This window comes from Nostoc sp. FACHB-110, assembly GCF_014697425.1.
Taxonomy (GTDB): domain Bacteria; phylum Cyanobacteriota; class Cyanobacteriia; order Cyanobacteriales; family Nostocaceae; genus Nostoc_B.
Genome location: NZ_JACJRU010000071.1, coordinates 1 through 17,274, shown reverse-complemented (window position 1 = coordinate 17,274; position 17,274 = coordinate 1). Strand labels below are relative to the sequence as shown.

13 protein-coding genes and 1 pseudogene are annotated in these 17,274 nt (G+C 40.9%); 5 read left to right on the top strand and 9 right to left on the bottom strand.

Translation table 11 applies throughout. The features are described 5' to 3' along the window. Positions 1–163 precede the first annotated feature (163 nt). A pseudogene (locus H6G69_RS34270) lies at positions 164–295 on the top strand (sensor histidine kinase); the annotation flags it as partial. Positions 296–397: 102 nt separating this feature from the next. On the opposite strand, the gene H6G69_RS32700 reads toward H6G69_RS34270, so the two are convergent. The 5 genes from H6G69_RS32700 to H6G69_RS32680 form a co-directional block, all read right to left on the bottom strand. Beyond that, on the bottom strand, positions 398–1,186 hold the full coding sequence (locus H6G69_RS32700; RefSeq protein ID WP_190693808.1) for an ABC-2 family transporter protein: 789 nt from the start codon (positions 1,184–1,186) through the stop codon (positions 398–400). Between the two features lie 34 nt (positions 1,187–1,220). Beyond that, on the bottom strand, positions 1,221–2,201 hold the full coding sequence (locus tag H6G69_RS32695) for an ATP-binding cassette domain-containing protein (protein WP_190693806.1): 981 nt from the start codon (positions 2,199–2,201) through the stop codon (positions 1,221–1,223). Positions 2,202–2,460: 259 nt separating this feature from the next. Next, positions 2,461–4,107: an AarF/ABC1/UbiB kinase family protein gene (locus H6G69_RS32690; protein ID WP_190693803.1), complete on the bottom strand. Its 1,647-nt coding sequence runs from the start codon at positions 4,105–4,107 to the stop codon at positions 2,461–2,463. A 24-nt stretch (positions 4,108–4,131) separates the two neighbouring features. Next, positions 4,132–4,410: a membrane protein insertion efficiency factor YidD gene (gene yidD / locus H6G69_RS32685; RefSeq protein ID WP_190693797.1), complete on the bottom strand. Its 279-nt coding sequence runs from the start codon at positions 4,408–4,410 to the stop codon at positions 4,132–4,134. Between the two features lie 86 nt (positions 4,411–4,496). Further along, positions 4,497–5,561 (bottom strand): mannose-1-phosphate guanylyltransferase, encoded by a 1,065-nt coding sequence (locus tag H6G69_RS32680; protein WP_190693793.1) that lies wholly within the window; start codon positions 5,559–5,561, stop codon positions 4,497–4,499. 117 nt (positions 5,562–5,678) lie between these two features. On the opposite strand from H6G69_RS32680, the gene H6G69_RS32675 reads away from it, so the two are divergent. The 3 genes from H6G69_RS32675 to murJ all read left to right on the top strand — a co-directional run bounded on the left by H6G69_RS32675 (position 5,679) and on the right by murJ (position 9,528). Further along, positions 5,679–7,184, top strand: coding sequence for an LCP family protein (locus H6G69_RS32675; RefSeq protein ID WP_190693792.1), 1,506 nt, complete (start codon positions 5,679–5,681; stop codon positions 7,182–7,184). 90 nt (positions 7,185–7,274) lie between these two features. Next, entirely contained in the window at positions 7,275–7,781 is a 507-nt protein-coding gene (locus tag H6G69_RS32670) for a pentapeptide repeat-containing protein (protein WP_190693790.1), read from the top strand. 142 nt (positions 7,782–7,923) lie between these two features. Further along, positions 7,924–9,528 carry a murein biosynthesis integral membrane protein MurJ gene (murJ, locus tag H6G69_RS32665; protein WP_190693789.1) on the top strand — a complete coding sequence of 535 codons (1,605 nt, stop codon included), beginning with the start codon at positions 7,924–7,926 and terminating at the stop codon, positions 9,526–9,528. Positions 9,529–9,693: 165 nt separating this feature from the next. Here the strand turns inward: murJ and H6G69_RS32660 are convergent, their stop codons facing one another. From H6G69_RS32660 to cysE, 4 genes are all read right to left on the bottom strand, one after another. Beyond that, positions 9,694–11,421 (bottom strand): ATP-binding protein, encoded by a 1,728-nt coding sequence (locus tag H6G69_RS32660; protein WP_190693785.1) that lies wholly within the window; start codon positions 11,419–11,421, stop codon positions 9,694–9,696. Positions 11,422–11,946: 525 nt separating this feature from the next. After that, positions 11,947–13,209: a methionine adenosyltransferase gene (gene metK, locus H6G69_RS32655; RefSeq protein ID WP_190693783.1), complete on the bottom strand. Its 1,263-nt coding sequence runs from the start codon at positions 13,207–13,209 to the stop codon at positions 11,947–11,949. A gap of 382 nt (positions 13,210–13,591) precedes the next feature. Further along, complete coding sequence (locus H6G69_RS32650) at positions 13,592–14,521, bottom strand: carbohydrate ABC transporter permease (protein WP_190693780.1); 930 nt, start codon at positions 14,519–14,521, stop codon at positions 13,592–13,594. Between the two features lie 126 nt (positions 14,522–14,647). Beyond that, a complete protein-coding gene (cysE, locus tag H6G69_RS32645; protein ID WP_190693778.1) occupies positions 14,648–15,412 on the bottom strand; it encodes a serine O-acetyltransferase in 765 nt (254 codons plus the stop codon). A 739-nt stretch (positions 15,413–16,151) separates the two neighbouring features. On the opposite strand from cysE, the gene H6G69_RS32640 reads away from it, so the two are divergent. After that, entirely contained in the window at positions 16,152–17,177 is a 1,026-nt protein-coding gene (locus tag H6G69_RS32640) for a hypothetical protein (protein ID WP_190693777.1), read from the top strand. Positions 17,178–17,274 lie beyond the last annotated feature (97 nt).

Genomic DNA, 17,274 nt, shown 5'->3' with positions numbered 1-17,274 from the left:
GCGGTGGAACCACACTGATACCTTCCCGAACTCAGAGGTGAAACGCTGCTGCGGCTACGATAGTTGGAGGGTCGCCTCCTGCCACAATTGCTCGACGCCAGGTTTATACATAGAAAACAAACAGCTCCTGATGAGTCAGGAGCTGTTTTTGTGATTAGCATAAATCGTTCGAGAATATCGATTACTTCGTTTTGTAATTTTTTCTTTTTTAGAAGAAGATTTATTAAAGGGAACTGCAAAAGAAATGCTGCGGGCGATGCGCCTCATCGATACAGTAATTGATGAAGCGATCGCTAATAACCCAAAAGACATGACTACTATTTAACATTGATTTGAGCATTATTTTTGGATATCTGCGTCTGCCTGAAGAAAAAATCTTTTAGATGTTACTTGATTGTTACGCACCCATCCCTGAATACCTCTTTAACCCAGCACGCCACAACAGACGATTTACTCCCAATAATAAAAGTATCCAGCCAATCATCGCCATAAAACCTTGCACTACATTTACAGGTAGCCCCACCAAAAGGCTAGTAGGAAAATCGATTAAATAGGGAAAAGGTGTAAAAAAAACTACATTCCGTACTTGTTCGGGAAACACATTTAAAGGTGCAACCATCCCGGATAAAAATAAAAAGAATAAAAACCATAAATTTTCTAAAGCACTAGCTCGTTCTGTCCAAAAAGCTAAAACGGCAAAGGTATACTGAATAATAAAGCGTAAGATAAAAGCTAATATTACGGCTAACGTAAATAGTAATATTTGACTCAGGTTGGGCAACCAAACAGCTTGAGGATATAACAAAAAGAACAAAACAATTAACAAAATTGCAAACGGGATGCGAGCAACTCTTTCTGAAAGATGGGAAGCAATGTGATGCCAAACTGGATCTATTGGCTGTAACAATTTTGGTGATAGTTTACCTTCTAATACCTCTTTTTCAAATTCCCAAATTACCCAGACAACTGTTATTTGTCTGACAACAAAAACAGTGAGAAAGTAACGAGCAAAATCTACCGATGTTAACCCAAATCTGCCTCCTTGAGCCGCTTGTATCCAGACACCCATAAGGATAATTGGTAAAGAGCCAGATAAAACCCACAAAATCAGTTCTGCGCGATACTCCACCATGTAAGCGTAATATATTGACAAAAAAATCCAAGTTTTTCTCAAAATCTGTTTCATTGAAAATTTATTTTTTCGTTACAAAAAGTTTTTCCTAGATTACTCCCGCCTGAAATACTTTACCAATTACCTCTTCAATAGGCGGCTCAGTGACTTTTAAATCAATAACTTCTAAATCTGCCAAAATTTGAGCTACAGTGCGTGTCAGAGCTTCTTGCTGCACCATAAAACTTACTGCTCGCCCATCTAAAAGTTGGATTTCTCCATAAGACTGAAGTTTTTCTTTTGGTAAGGGTAGGGCTAACTCTACATGAACTTCACGATAAGGTGCAAAGCTTTCTAATAGCCCATCTAAACTACCGTCATACATCAGCTGTCCCTGATGAATTAATAGCACTCGCTGGCATAAGGCTGTAATATCAGCCATGTAGTGACTAGTTAATAACACTGTCGCCTGATAACGCTGGTTGTACTCGCGTAAAAAATCACGCACAGCAACTTGAGCATTTACATCTAATCCTAATGTTGGTTCATCCAGAAACAAGACTTGAGGACGGTGCAACAGTGCGGCTAACAATTCTGCTTTCATCCGCTCACCTAAAGACAGTTTTCGCACTGGCTGGTTCAGCTTTCCATCCAAAGATAACATCTCACTTAGTTCACCTAAGCGAGTATGAAATTCTTGATCAGGGATATTATAGACAGCCGCATTAATTCTTAAAGAATCCATTGCTGGCAAATCCCAGAGAAGTTGCTGCTTTTGCCCCATAACTAAGGTAATTTTTTGTAAAAATGCCTCTTGGCGCAAAAAAGGTACGTGTCCAGCAACTCTGACTGTCCCGCTAGAAGGATGTATCAAACCTGTGAGCATTTTTAGTGTGGTAGTTTTCCCAGCACCGTTTGGCCCTAAAAATCCCACTACCTCACCTGGCGCAATTTCAAAAGTAACATTTTGTACAGCTTTAATTGAACGGTAGGTGCGGCGAAAAAAGTGAGTAATTGTTCCTGCAAGCCCTGGTTCTTTGATGGCCACAGGATAAAATTTATTGAGATTTTCAGCAAATATATTTGACATAAATAAATTTATTTTCAACACTTAATTAGACGCGAGATTTTTTCATAGAATATCTGCGCCCATTAGGGTTTTCAAGATTACAGTCAATGATTTATTAGCTTGGTGAGAATTTTCCTGATTAAAGCTCAGATAAGTAGGTCGGCATAAATAAATCTTGTTGGGATAAGGCAGAGATCAAGTTGAGAAAGAGCTAGAGCCTTATTTACTTTTATTTACATAGTGTGGTTTGATTGCACTGATTTACTTAAAAGTATAGATGTTAACGTAAACGTCCCGATCGCAAAATACTAATAATCAACCACAATCCCAACAAGCTAGCGGCGGCAAATAATCCGCTACTTAAAAACGATAATTGGGCTGTCTGGGCTTTAGTAGAAACAATTGCTGCCCCCATAATCATCGAACCTACTAGGATACTAAACGATAAGCGATTGGCAGCATCATCCATTGTGCGGCGTACACCATCTAACCCATGCAATGAGAGGTTCCAGCGTAATGTTTCCGATGTTACACGGTCTAATAAGAGTTCAATTTGCCGGGGTGATTGTAATGATAAACTCTTTAAGTCGAGGGCAGTTCTCAGGAGCGATCGCACTGGATTATCGCCTACTAATTGCCGTCTAAACAAGTCTGTCATTAACGGCTTCACTTCATCAAACAAATTAATCTCTGGGTTGAATGCACGCGCTACCCCCTCTAAGTTAGCTAGGGTTTTGGCGTATAAACCCATATTGCTCGGTAATCTAATTTTATTGTTACGGGCAACTTGCAAAATTTCATAAATCACTTGACTGAAATTCATATCCGTCAAGCTGACATTATGATATTTCCGCAACATCCGATCATAATCACTTTCTAAGCGCGCTACAATCACAGGCTGTGGTGAATCTGCTAGTTGCAAAGTTAACTGCGCGCATCTGCCAGCATCTAAATCAACGATCGCCAGCAACATCTCTGTTAAAATCTGCTGGGTACGGGGATCAAGTCTGCCCACCATCCCACAATCTAACAATGCTACCCGACCATCATTGAGGTAAAACAAATTCCCTGGATGGGGATCGGCGTGAAAAAATCCATCAATATATAACTGCTGGAAAAATGCCCGAAATAATAAAGTAGTGATAGCTTTACGTTCGGCAGCTACATCTTTTCCATTGTTGTCACTGTTAAATTTTGCTGACAAAAAAGGTACACCATCTAACCACTCCATCACCAACAATTTTTCAGAAGTTAAATCCCAATCAACTTCTGCAACTACAATTTGTTTTGGATCAAACCAGCGACCTTTAGATAAATTACGCCGCAATTCATCTGTAAAACCAGCTTCTCTTGTAAAATCTAATTCTGCTTCTAAAGCTTTGGTAAATTCTTCGGCAATAGATTTAATTTCGTAAGTCTGCCCAAAGTCTGTACGCGCAACTAAATCAGCAATGCCCTGAATTAAAGCAATATCTTGAGCAATGGTAGCATCAATCCCCGGACGTTGTACCTTGAGCGCGACTTCTCGACCATCTGCTAATGTAGCGCGATGAGTTTGGGCGATTGATCCGGCTGCCACTGGGACTGGATTAATCTTTTGAAAAACTTCTTCTAGAGGACGTTTTAGTTGTTTACGAATAACTACCTCTATCTCTGGCCAAGGAACGGCGGGTACTTCGTCTTGCAGCGTTGACAGTTCCTCAATGTAGGAGGCACTGAGTAAATCTGGACGAGTAGATAACAACTGACCAAGCTTGATATAAACAGGCCCTAAATTTACCAAAATATTTTTGAGTACGGCTGGGGTGGGTAGTTGTGGTTCATCAGTTTTGCCACCAGTTAGCAGCCTTCGCATATAGTCCCAGCCATTGCGAAGCACTACTTCGATAATTTCTCGTTGACGAGGAACAGTTTGGGTTAGAAACATTTTGGTAAATAACTGCCAGCAGTATTAAAGAGGTATACAACAAGGAATTACAATACAGCCAGAACTATTTTTAGTTAAAGTTTGACTGGCTAAAGCACAGTCTTGAAATCTTTTTTGGGATGATTTGACAACTTGTGTCAAGCTTTGTTCACTTAATATTCTTTTAATATAAGTTGAGCAGGATTCACCTCCATGTAATTGCCGATGGGGACAAGAAAATCCCTTCAACGGAGAAAGATAATTTTGATAAACAGAAATAGAGTTAATCGCCATTGTTTTGGCTAGAGGCTCAAAGCTAGTCATAAAACTGTGAGTAAAAACAACAGACAGTCAAGTTATAATAGAAAAACTAGCTTTTAAGCCTCTGTCAAGGGTTTTAACTTTGATAGTTACAGTAGGTGATGAAAGCGGGGATCATCTTGCAGGATTTTGAGAACCTGCTTAATTTCTTGGGTGCGTTCCTTATTGACGATGAGTGTAACGTTGCGATCGCGCACAATCACCACATCCTCTAAACCAATAGTAACAATTACATCCTCTGGATTACTGGCATAAAAGATTGATCCTTGCGTATCTAAACCTACATGAGTAGCTAATTCTACATTAGGAGTCTCTTCTTTTTTGAGTAAACGCTCGATCGCATTCCAATCTCCTAAATCATCCCAACCAAAATCAACAGGCATGACGTATGCTAGATTGGTCTTTTCCATGAGTGCATAGTCTATACTCTTTTTAGGCAACTGGGGGTAAACCTCAGGGCCGTATTTTTCTAAGGGTTCAATGATTTCTGGTGCATGGGTATATAGTTCCTCTAGAACCACCCCAGCCCGAAACACGAACATTCCACTATTCCAGCTAAAACGCCCCGTAGATAAAAAAGTTTCTGCTAATTCGCGGTTGGGCTTTTCAGTAAAGCGGTTGACGTGATAAGCTGGCAACTCATTAAAGCTACCAATTTTTTGGCCTTGTTCAATGTAGCCGTAACCTGTTGATGGAAAAGTGGGCTTGATTCCTAAAGTAACAATCGCTGCGGTGCTTGTTGCTAGTTGAGTAGCAGCCTTTAATGTGTCAGTAAACGCCTTTTGGTCAGCTATCCAATGGTCAGCCGGAAAAAAGCCAATAACAGCGTCTTCTCCATAACGCTTTTTAATTTCTAAACTTGTCCAAGCAACGGCGGCGGCAGTATCCCTTCCTTCTACCTCAATTAGTAAGTTTGGCGATGGCAGTTCTGGTAACTGTTGGCGGACACCTTCAGCTATCTGGCTGGAGGTAATCACCCATAAGGAATCCCAGCCGTCTGCCAATGGAAGCAATCGATCAGCGGTTGCTTGCAGTAAACTTCTAGAACTACCATCTAGACTTAAAAATTGTTTAGGGCGGTCTTTACGACTGAGAGGCCAAAAACGCTCACCTTTGCCACCAGCGAGGATGACGGGGAACAAGGAACTATTCATGTTGTCATACACACCAACGCAAGAACACTACAAGTTTACAGTGAGCTTTTACTCTGGCAAGATTTGTAGCTTGCATTAACATAACTTTTAGGGAAGTGGTCGAGTGGGGAGAAATTTGTGATTAGAGAAGTTCGATTGTCAGAAAATGAGGTTACACCTCAGCCCATACCAAATTTAGATTTGGAAAGCAAACCAGGTCAAATCCAACGAGTAGAAACTCCAGGAACGCTGCAAGCACCAGATTCAGACTTAGAATCTGCAAAAGCAGCACCAGCCAGTTCTTCTCGCAGCGTTGTGGAATCAGTCAGTGCAATTCCCAACGAACTGTACGATAGATTGGGCTTGAGTATGCCCCGTTGGCTATTGTGGATACTGACAGTAGTCATGGGAGTCATTCTCTCTGGACTGTTAGTATCGACTTTGGCACTGTGGACTCCTTTATGGAGCAATCTGGATAAAACAGATGAAGAACAGGGCTTTGCTGGTAAAGATGAGCAAAAAGTTCCCTTACCAGGGGAATTATGGGGCAAAATTTCCCAATACCAGCTATCACGTCCCATGAATATTTTGATTATGGGAATTGAGCCTGTGAATGGGTCTGTTGATGGCTCACCTGAAAGTTTTGCGGGTAAAAGTGACACCATGCTTTTGGTGCGGCTGAACCCTAGCGATAAAACAATCCGGGTACTTTCGATTCCTAGGGATACAATGATTGCGATCCCAGAAAAAGGATTGACAAAACTCTCAGATGCCAACCCCCAAGGCGGGCCAGTTTTGGCAGCACGAGTAGTCAGTCGTACCTTGAATAATGCGCCAATTGACCGTTACATCCGTATTTCTACCAGCGGCTTAAGACAATTAGTTGATCAGTTGGGCGGGGTAGAAGTATTTGTGCCTAAAGCAATGGAATATAAGGATAGTAGCTCTCAATTATCCATTAATCTAGTGAGTGGCTGGCAGACTCTCAACGGCGAACAGGCAGAAGAGTTTGCCCGGTTCCGTGACGATGAACTAGGTGATTTAGCAAGAGTGCAGCGACAACAAGCACTAGTGACTGCATTGTTGCAACGCCTCAACAGTCCTACTGTCATGCCTAAACTACCTCAGTTAACCCGCATTATGCGGAAGTATTTTGACACTAATTTAAAGATAGAAGAAATGATGGCTTTGGTGAATTTTTCCGTAAATGTCGAACGGGATAATTTCCAACTGACCACTTTACCTGGTACGTTCAGCCGCTTCAGTAAAGATCCTGATAGCTATTGGCTGAATATGACTGGACAACAAAACCTCCTGAATAATTATGTTGGGGTAGATGTGCCTGGTCTGAAGCCAGATACGCGTCCGGTTTCTAACCTCAAAATTGCTATTCAAAATGCTTCTAATCAACCACAAGTAGCCGAAAAACTTATTGCCTATCTCAAAGACAAAGGCTTTAAAAATATTTACACAATGTCAGATTGGCCAGATAGCCAACGCCAAACCCAGATTATTGTTCACAGAGGTATTCGACAACCAGGAATCGACCTGCAAAAGGTCTTAGGTTTAGGTCAAATTGAAGTGTCATCATCTGGAGATTTTGAATCTGATATTACTATTCGGGTTGGGAAAGATTGGAAATAGTCAAGCGTAACCGGTCATGAGTCATTAGTTATTATCCCTTACTCTTGACTATGGAATGTTGACTATGGACTCTTGACCAAACATAAAGTTATGAAAAAAATTTGGCTAAAAATATTAAGTTTGTTCCTAATTTTGCTATTGGCTGGTTTGTGGGTCATACTTAGCCCGCGACCAGCTTTTGCTCAAATTAATACAATCAACTACAGCAATACCAATTTAGAAAACCGTGACTTTTCTCACACTGATTTAGCAGGTGTGACTTTTGTCGCAGCAGAAATGCGGGGTACGAATTTCCAAGGAGCGGATCTAACAAATGCTATTTTTACTAAGGGCGTTTTATTAAAAGCTAATCTAGAAGGCGCGAACTTGACGGGTGCTTTAGTCGATCGCGTGACTTTAGATGGTGCTAACTTAAAAAATGCGAATTTTACGGAAGCAACTCTAACCCGCAGTCGCTTTTACGATGCTGACATTACTGGCGCGGATTTCACTGACGCTTTAATTGACCGCTATCAAGTTTCTTTACTATGTGAAAGGGCTGCTGGGGTAAATCCTATTACTGGTGTCGCTACCCGCGATAGTTTAGGTTGTAGGTAAAAGGATGAAGTCTGAAGTTGGAAGTATGAAATATAGTTATTAAATGTTTATGAGACACAGGGAATTGAGAACGGCAAATGTCACCTACACTGTTCCCTGTTCTCTTTAATTTCATCCTTCTCCAGACTGTCAGGTATTATTCGTGACTAATCCAGAACAAAAAGCCTCTCGTTCTTTAGCTGGGATTGCTGGTATTGTTGCCGCAGCCACGCTAATTAGTAAAGTATTTGGGTTAATTCGGCAGCAAGCTATCGCTGCCGCTTTTGGTGTTGGTGCGGCTGCTACTGCCTATAGTTATGCCTATATTATTCCTGGTTTTTTATTGATATTACTGGGCGGTGTAAACGGGCCGTTACACAGTGCTGTTGTGAGTGTTTTAGCCAAGCGCAAACAACAAGAAGCAGCACCCTTAGTGGAAACAGTCACAACCCTCGTAGGCGGAGTACTGTTAGTAGTGACCGTTGCCCAAATTTTTTTGGCAGATACCATTGTTGATATTGTCGGTCATGGTTTGTCAGCGAATACAAGAGCGATCGCAATTCAACAACTGCAAATCATGGCCCCGATGGCTTTATTTTCGGGCTTGATTGGCATTGGCTTCGGCACTCTCAATACTGCCAATCAATATTGGTTACTTTCTATTAGCCCATTATTATCAAGTATTACCGTAGTTGCTGGCATTGGTATTTTAGCTTTACAAATAGGCAAACAAATTATTCTGCCAGAATACGCCTTCATTGGTGGCATGGTTTTAGCTTGGGGAACGTTAGCCGGGGCAATTCTCCAATGGATAGTGCAATTGGTTGTCCAGTGGCGGTTAGGGCTAGGAACACTACGTTTACGGTTTGATTTTAAAGCTCCAGGCGTTCAAGAAGTAGTGAGAATTATGACCCCGGCAACAATTTCTTCCGGGATGATGCCAATTAATGTTGCCACTGACCTTTATTTTGCCAGTCCTATTCCTGGTGCGGCCGCTGGTTTTAACTATGCCAATTTGTTAGTACAAACGCCTTTAGGGATTATTTCTAATATTATTTTGTTACCTTTATTACCAATTTTTGCCAAACTCGCAGAACCAGAAAATTGGCCTGATTTAAAATTACGCATTCGCCAAGGTTTATTACTCACAGCCTGTACCATGCTCCCTCTTGGGGCTTTGATGGTAGTGTTATCTGTGCCGATTGTACAGGTAGTATACGAGCGCGGAGCCTTTAAGCAAGATGCCACAAAGTTAGTTTCTTCCCTATTGATTGCTTACGGTATAGGGATGTTTGCTTATTTGGGGCGTGATGTTTTAGTGCGGGTATTTTATGCCTTGGGAGATGGGCAAACACCGTTTCGGATTAGTACTTTTAACATTTTGCTCAACATTGTTCTCGATTATTTTTTCGTTAAACCTTTTGGCGCACCGGGTTTAGTGTTAGCAACTGTTGGTGTTAATTGCAGTTCGATGTTAATGCTGTTATGGTTACTAGACCGCAAACTGAATGGTTTACCTTGGCGCGAGTGGAGTTTGCCGATTTTCGGTTTACTTGGTGGAAGTATCGTGTCTGGGGTAGCTAGCTATGCGACTTTGTTTGGTTTGCAGCAATTATTAGGTACAAAGGGTTTAGTAATTCAGTTAATTCAGTTATCTGTTGCTGGTTTAGTAGGTTTAGTTGTGTTTGCTGCGATCGCTTCACTTATGAAAATACCAGAGGTGAATACTTTTGTTGTACGCTTGCGTCAGCGTTTCTTAAAAAAATAGTATTGATTTTAGCGAACCGCAGAGGACGCAAAGAACGCGAACAAGGAATAATTAGAGTTCACCCAACAGGATGAACCAAGTGCAGGAGGGTGACAGCAGTTAAAATTTTAAGCAGTCTGCTGAAATCAAAACACCAATCTAATTTCTTCTGAACTAGCCGCTATTTCAAGATTTCTGCACAGTCAGAGGTAGGCAGACAGTGAAAATCGAACCTACTCCTGGCTGACTTTTCACAAAAATCTCACCACCCATCATTTGGCAAAAATGGCGGCTAATTGCTAACCCTAAGCCAGTACCACCATATCTTTTAGTAGTGGAAGTATCTCCTTGGATAAATGGTTGAAATAACTGTTGCTGTTGGTGATGAGTCATACCAATACCTGTATCAGCAACCGTAAACGAAATCATTCCCAAGGGAACTTCTAATAGGGAGTTGGGTTTTTCGCTTTTCACGGTTAGGGTGACTTTGCCGTTAGTTGTAAATTTAGCAGCATTACTCAGCAGATTTAATAATACTTGCCGCATCCTCGTTTGGTCGGCATACATTGTTCCTAGTTGCTCGTCAAAGTCTACTTCTAAAGTATTGCCATTTTTTTCAATGGATGGCTTGATAGTCAAGACAATGTTATTAATGAGATTGGCAATTTCAAATGTCTCTGGATAAAGAGTCATTTTCCCCGCTTCAATTTTTGATAAGTCGAGGATGTCGTTAATCAATTCTAGTAAGTGCCTACCTGCAGAATTGATTGTTTCTAAGTCAGTAATAAAGTCTCCCGATAAATTTAAGTCTGTCGCGTCATCTTGCAGTAGTTGGCTCAGTCCAATGACTGCATTTAAGGGTGTGCGTAATTCATGGCTGACGTTAGCTAAAAATATACTCTTGGCTTTGCTGGCGGCTTCCGCTAATTCTTTAGCTTGTTCTAGTTGTTTAGTGCGCTCTGATACGCGCTCAATCAGACGATTTAAGGATTTGGCTAACAAGCCAATTTCATCTTCGGTGGTGACTGGGGCGCGTAAATCAAAGTTAGATTTGCGCGCGACTTGTTCAGCGACTTGCGTAACGGTAATTACTGGTTCAGCGATCGCTCTACTGGTGCGCCATGCGATAATGGCAGCGATCGCTACAGACACCAGCATACTTACCATGACAATTAATCTCTCAACCCTTTTAGCCTGCTCTACATCTATTTGTCTGTCTTCTTCTTGATTTTCGGCCGTTTGCAGAATATTAGATAACTTCTCTGATAAACGATCTAACTGTATGGCTGTGTCACCCCGCATAATAGTGAGTAATTGCTCTCTAGTCGAAGCAATTTGCTGTGGCTGCAAGGGTTGTTTCTCAATTTTTTGTAATATAACTTCTATTTGCTCAACGTAAGACTTTAAATTAACTGCATAATCTTGTAATAAAGCCTGTAAATTATCACTAGTTGCGGCTAATCTTTTAGGCTTTGTATCTATAAATTTGTCAATTTTTTGCTCTAATTTTTGAGCTTTATCAACACTACTTAAAAATTCGTTTTTTTTAGTTGTCAGTTTTTGTGAATCTTCTAATACAGCAACTAAATTAGAACTATGTAATTGCGCTCCCACAACTGCATCTTTATAGTTACTCAGCAGTTGTCGTTGTTCTTGAGCTTGATTAAATTGCACAATTTCTCGCCCTCTATAGTAGTTGGCGATTACCAAGCCTGTCAGTGAACCAAAAAAGCCAATACCGATTGCTACAAAGTAGCCATAACCAATTTTCTGATGTATTCGCCAGGAACTTGCTTTGAGTTTTCCGCTAGAGGGGAATTCTATAGTAGGGAGTTCGTCGGTTGATGGCAATGGGTCTGGCACTTTTTTGCTTTCTAAATTGTTATCTATCAGGTTAGGCTTGTGAGTTTGCATTCCTCAAATCTCCTTGCCTTCCCGCAAAAATCGCCATATCAATTTCATCTTACAAATTAAATTAATTGGTGATTAGCACCTAAACAATTTTTTGGAGAATTAGCGTCAATATTCTTTAAATAATTGTCATGACTTTATTGTATTTGGGTGATTTTGATATGAATGTATACAAAAATACGGGATAGATGGTAAAACTATTTTTATAGTCAATAGTTATCTAGAGTAAAGTATATGCTAGGTTTTTCTCTCATCGTTACTATTTTTGAAACCCAGTTAATTGTACCGATATTTTGACTATCAACCACACTGCTACTTTGCTCTTAAGTTAGCTTATCTAAATTCCTAGTTGCTTGGTATTTATCAGTTTAGGGGATTTTCTCCCCCATAACTCTATTTCTCAAACCTCTTTTAAGTTTTCTGTATTTCTAGTGACAAAAAGCCTCTGCCTTGCTGCTATGTCGCAGTATCAAGACAGAGGATACTTGATTGAAATTACGGAGACTGTGATTTTAGTATGCGAGAATGTTAAGCGATCGCAGTCGAGCGCAACCCGCTAACTGCTTGCGTCAACAATTCTGCCTTATCTGTTTGCTCCCAAGGCAAGTCTAAATCATTTCTACCCAAATGTCCGTAAGCCGCGATGTCCTGATAAAAACGTCCGCCTCGTTCACTTGGTAACTTGCGTAAGTTGAAAGCATGAATAATTCCTGCTGGACGCAGTTCAAAATGCTGTTTGACCAATTCCAGCAAAATTTCATCATCGACTTTCCCAGTCCCAAAAGTCTCTACAAAAATACTTACTGGTCTGGCTACGCCAATAGCATAACTTAGTTGCACTTCGCACTTTTCGGCTAACCCAGCAGCGACAATATTTTTTGCCACATAACGAGCAGCATAAGCCGCAGAACGGTCTACCTTTGTGGGGTCTTTACCAGAAAAAGCACCACCACCATGACGCGAATAGCCACCGTAGGTATCAACAATGATTTTCCGCCCTGTCAGACCAGAGTCACCTTGCGGCCCACCAATCACAAACTTACCTGTAGGATTAACTAAAAAGCGAGTTTCTTGATTGGGCTTGATGTCAATATCGCTAAACACAGGCTCAACCACTGCAGTCCAGAGGTCTTGCTTGATTTTAGCTTGCACTTGTGCCTCATCAGTGATTTCCCCAATAGTCGCTGTATGCTGAGTGGAAATCAGGATGGTATCAATCCCAACAGGTCTGCCATCTTCATAAACAATAGTGACTTGTGTTTTCCCATCAGGAAGTAGGTATGACAATTCACCTGTTTTGCGAACTGCTGCTAGGCGGCGAGCAATTCGGTGAGCCAGACAGATGGGTAAGGGCATCAATTCTGGGGTTTCGTTGCAAGCAAAACCAAACATAATCCCTTGGTCGCCTGCACCAATGCTATCGAATAGTTCATCACTATCCTGTTCGCGGGTTTCTTGGGCAGCATTTACCCCTTGGGCAATGTCTGGAGACTGTTCGTCTAAAGCCACGATTACACTAGTGCTATTAGCCGAAAAGCCATTATCTGCATTAATATAGCCAATTTCGGCAATTTTTTTCCTTGCCAAATTGACATAATTAACATTAGCCTGGGTAGTAATTTCACCAGTTATGAGAACTAAACCAGTGTTGACCACCACCTCAGCCGCAACACGGCTGCTAGGGTCTTGTGTCAGCAGAGCATCAAGAATTGTATCTGAAATTTGATCGCAGATTTTATCTGGATGACCCTCAGTGACTGACTCGGAGGTAAATAAATAGCGTCTAGACAAAGATATTCCTCCTGTGAAAGTATTTTCACTGACTAAATGTAGACATTTAGTTCAGTCGATTATTTGTGGAATCATAATAATCTTGACACATTCAGTCGTCATCTCCAATTCGCAATTACCAATGACGCTCGCAGGCTCGCTAACGCTGCGCTAACGCAATTCGCAATTATTACCCCATACCTGTTCGTACAGCATCTCCCCTGGGGAGAAGGCAGGGGCTTGAACATTGATAAGTATTTCTTATTTTTCATCAATCAATTGAGGGGCTTGTAACCCGGAATGAATCAATTTCCAATTTTGTTCGCAATTGCGAACGGCGAATTGTTTTGGTCAGTGTGATTTAGGGGGGTCAGGATATGTGCAACTTCACACTAAATTGGTATTAAATACTAATATTGTCTCCTCCCTGCGGATTAATAATTAAACGCAATACCGATAAACTTAAGATTATGAGAAATAATATCAAGCCAATTGTGCAAGCATAGCTAATTTCTAAATTGCTAAAAGCTTGCTCGTATAAATAATAAACAATTGTTTTAGAACTATTGAGCGGGCCACCTTGGGTCATAATATAAACTTCTTCAAAAACTTTAGTCGCGGAAATCGCCGAAATTACTGCGACTAATGCTAAATAGGGTCTCATTAAAGGTATGGTAATATCCCAATGTTTCCGCATACCATCTGAACCATCAATAGATGCAGCTTCATACACATCAGCCGGAATTGATTGCAACCCTGCTAAGTAAATTACCATGTAGTAACCTAAGCCTTTCCAAATAGTTACAGCCATGACACTAGCTAAAGCAATTGGCAAAATACCAAACAATTTATCTGGACTGGTTAACCAAGGTATTCCTTCGGGAAAAATGCCTAAAGATTTAAAAAATTGATTGAGTAAACCATTTTCTGCGTATAACCATTTCCAGGCTATGCCTGCAACTACCATTGAAATAACTACTGGTGTGTAATATGCGGCTCTGAACCAACTAACTCCTTTAAGTTTTTGATTGACTAAAATTGCTAATCCTAAAGGTGCAATTACTAAAATTGGTACTACACCTACTAGATAAAGAAAGGTATTTTCTAATGTTTTCCAAAAAACTGCGTCTTTCCACAGGCGCAAGAAGTTAGCAAGACCGATCCATTTTGGCGGTTCGGCAATATCTTCGTAACTGGTAAAGCTGAGATAAAAGGCTTGGAATGCTGGCCAAAAAACGGTTAAACCTAAGAGAATTAAAGCAGGTAGTAAGAAGAAATACGGTGTTAGTTTTTGTTGAATAATTAGCCAATCTTTTGATGTTAGTTGTTTCATGATTTATGTGAATAGTAATCAGGACTTACGCAAAAATAACGTAACTCCGTCATTACGAGCAACAGCGAAGTAATCTCCCCTGAAGCTGGGATAGCTTCCCTACACCTCACACCCGCCCCACAGCTATTAAATACCAGCACCATCAAGAAATTCTTGGATGGCTTTGTCTCTCAGGCTACAGACTGGAGCTTCTTGTGTTGGTTCTGGTGGTTCGTTGACAGCAACAGCACCAACTAATGCGGGGGTTTTGGCTGGTTGGAGTTGTTGTATAGTTTGGATTTGTTGTTCTAAAGCTTCAATGCGATCAACTAAAACGCGAATTACTTCGGCTTCAGAGTCGGGTAAGTTGTTGTGTTCCAAAGGTGCAACGCGAACTCCAGAACGATAGACAATCCGCCCAGGAATGCCGACAACTGTACAATCAGAAGGCACATCGCGCAGTACGACTGAACCCGCACCAATACGAACGTTATTACCGATGTGAATATTGCCAAGTACCTTTGCACCAGCACCGACGACCACGTTTTCACCGACGGTTGGGTGACGTTTACCGCTTTGTTTACCAGTTCCCCCTAAGGTGACACCTTGATAAATTAGCGCGTAATCACCGATGATCGCAGTTTCACCAATTACTACACCCATCCCGTGGTCGATAAATACACCTTGGCCGATGGTTGCGCCTGGGTGAATTTCAATACCTGTCAAAAATCGAGATAGATGAGAAATGAAGCGGGGAATAAAAGGCAGACCAAGATGATGTAGCCAGTGTGCCAGCCGATGAAAGAGTAAGGCTTGCAAACCAGGGTAACAAACCAATACTTCTAACCAGTTACGGGCGGCGGGGTCACGTTCAAAAATGATGCGGAAATCAGCACGTAGAGTAGATAGCACGAAATAGTACCCTCGGAAAGCAAAACGAGTACCATACCATATTATCTTTTTAAGCGCTAGTTAGATTTTTCTGGTTGAGGGTCTGTTATGGAAGCAGCATAGGACTTACGCACAAAGATTATCTGTGAAGATGGGGTGTAAGGGTGAAAGGGTATGGGGTGTAAGGATTTTGAATCAGTTAAGAGAATAGTAGGTTGGGTGTAGCGATAGCTTAACCCAACAAAGTATGCGTGAATGTTGGGTTCCGTTCCTCCACCCAACCTACACCTGTATTGTTTTATAGTTGAAGTTTCAGCCTTTGAACATGACAGTTGAGCCTTTGAGGGTAAACTTTGGAGTTCTGAAGTCGAGCGTTGAGATTCTGAGGTCGAATGTTGAGGTTCTGAGGTCGAACGTTGAGGTTCTGAGGTCGAATGTTGAGGTTCTGAGGTCGAACGTTGAGCCTTTGAGGTGGAAATGTCGTGATAATTACTCGACCTTTGAGGATATTTTCGAGATAGCCGAGCGATGTCTACGACGGGCTGCGCCTACGCACTTCATCAATAACTTCTTTGCGCCTTTGCGCCTTAGCGTGAGATAAAAAGTTCTAGATAAAATTGAACCGCAAAGGACACAAAGGACACGAAGGAAGAAGTAAGAGGTAGTTTTCGCAGTAATATGGCTTTACACAAGCTAATTTTTGTGATCTGCCGCTAGGATAAGTTAAAAGGTGTAAAAATTATCTCTATCTATAGCAAAAATGAGTATTGACCCTGTAGTTAATGCCCTTAAAAGTCTTGCTAAACCTGCGGCTTCTCTAGTTATTAATCAAGCTCAACGCAACGAAACTGTAGTTAAACTTTTAAAACAATTCAATTTTGACCCAACACAACCACCTAAAGATGTTGATGGGGTTTATGTTTATTCATTAATTGAGTATGGGGTAGATAAACCCGAAGCCATTTTAAATCTTTTTAGAGAAAGAGAAATTAAAAAAGCTTTTTGGAGTGCTTATACTGCGAATAATCCCTTGGGTTTTTACAAAGAAGTAGAAAAGTTTTTGCAAGGTAATGATTTAAAATTTGATATTCAATTATTGAGAATTGATTTGCGTGCCGAGTTAGAAGAGTTTGGTGAAACATTTATTAAAATTGCCAAAAAAACTAGCTCTACTGACTTTCAGCCTTTTCCTGAGTGGAATTTAGATGAGTATCCAGCAGAATTTAAGTCCTTAATTAAAGAAAAAATTCGCTCGTTTTGTGGTCGTCAATTTGTATTTAACACATTTCAGGAGTTTCGCAACAAATATTCCAGAGGTTATTTTACTGTAGTAGGTGATGCGGGGATGGGGAAAAGTACTATTGCTGCTAAATATGTCTGGGATAATAAATCGCCATGCTATTTTAATATTCGTTCTGATGGTCGCAATCGTGCCGAGCTATTTTTGGAAAGTATTCGCAAGCAATTAATTAAGCGTTATCAGTTGCACAATGCTGATAACGCTAATTTAGCTGATTTATTAGAACAAGTTAGTAAAAAAATCCCTGCTGGTGAACATCTGGCAATTGTAGTTGATGCACTGGATGAAGTAGAACAAGAAGCAGGCGGAAATCTTTTAGATTTACCAACGGCACTTCCTGAAAATGTCTATTTTTTCCTCACTAGAAGACCATATAATATTGAGACAAAACGCTTGTCGGCACCAGATGTGCCGACACAAGAGCTAGATTTAAGGGCAAGTCAGTATGCTAGTTTAAGCCGTGAAGATATTAAGAGGATGTTTTAAAAGTAGGGGACTATTGTAAGAAAGCTCACAAGGCGTATGCTGAAATTTGTAGAAAACAGCACCTTATGAGCGAATGTCTAAAGCATACCGTAGCAAT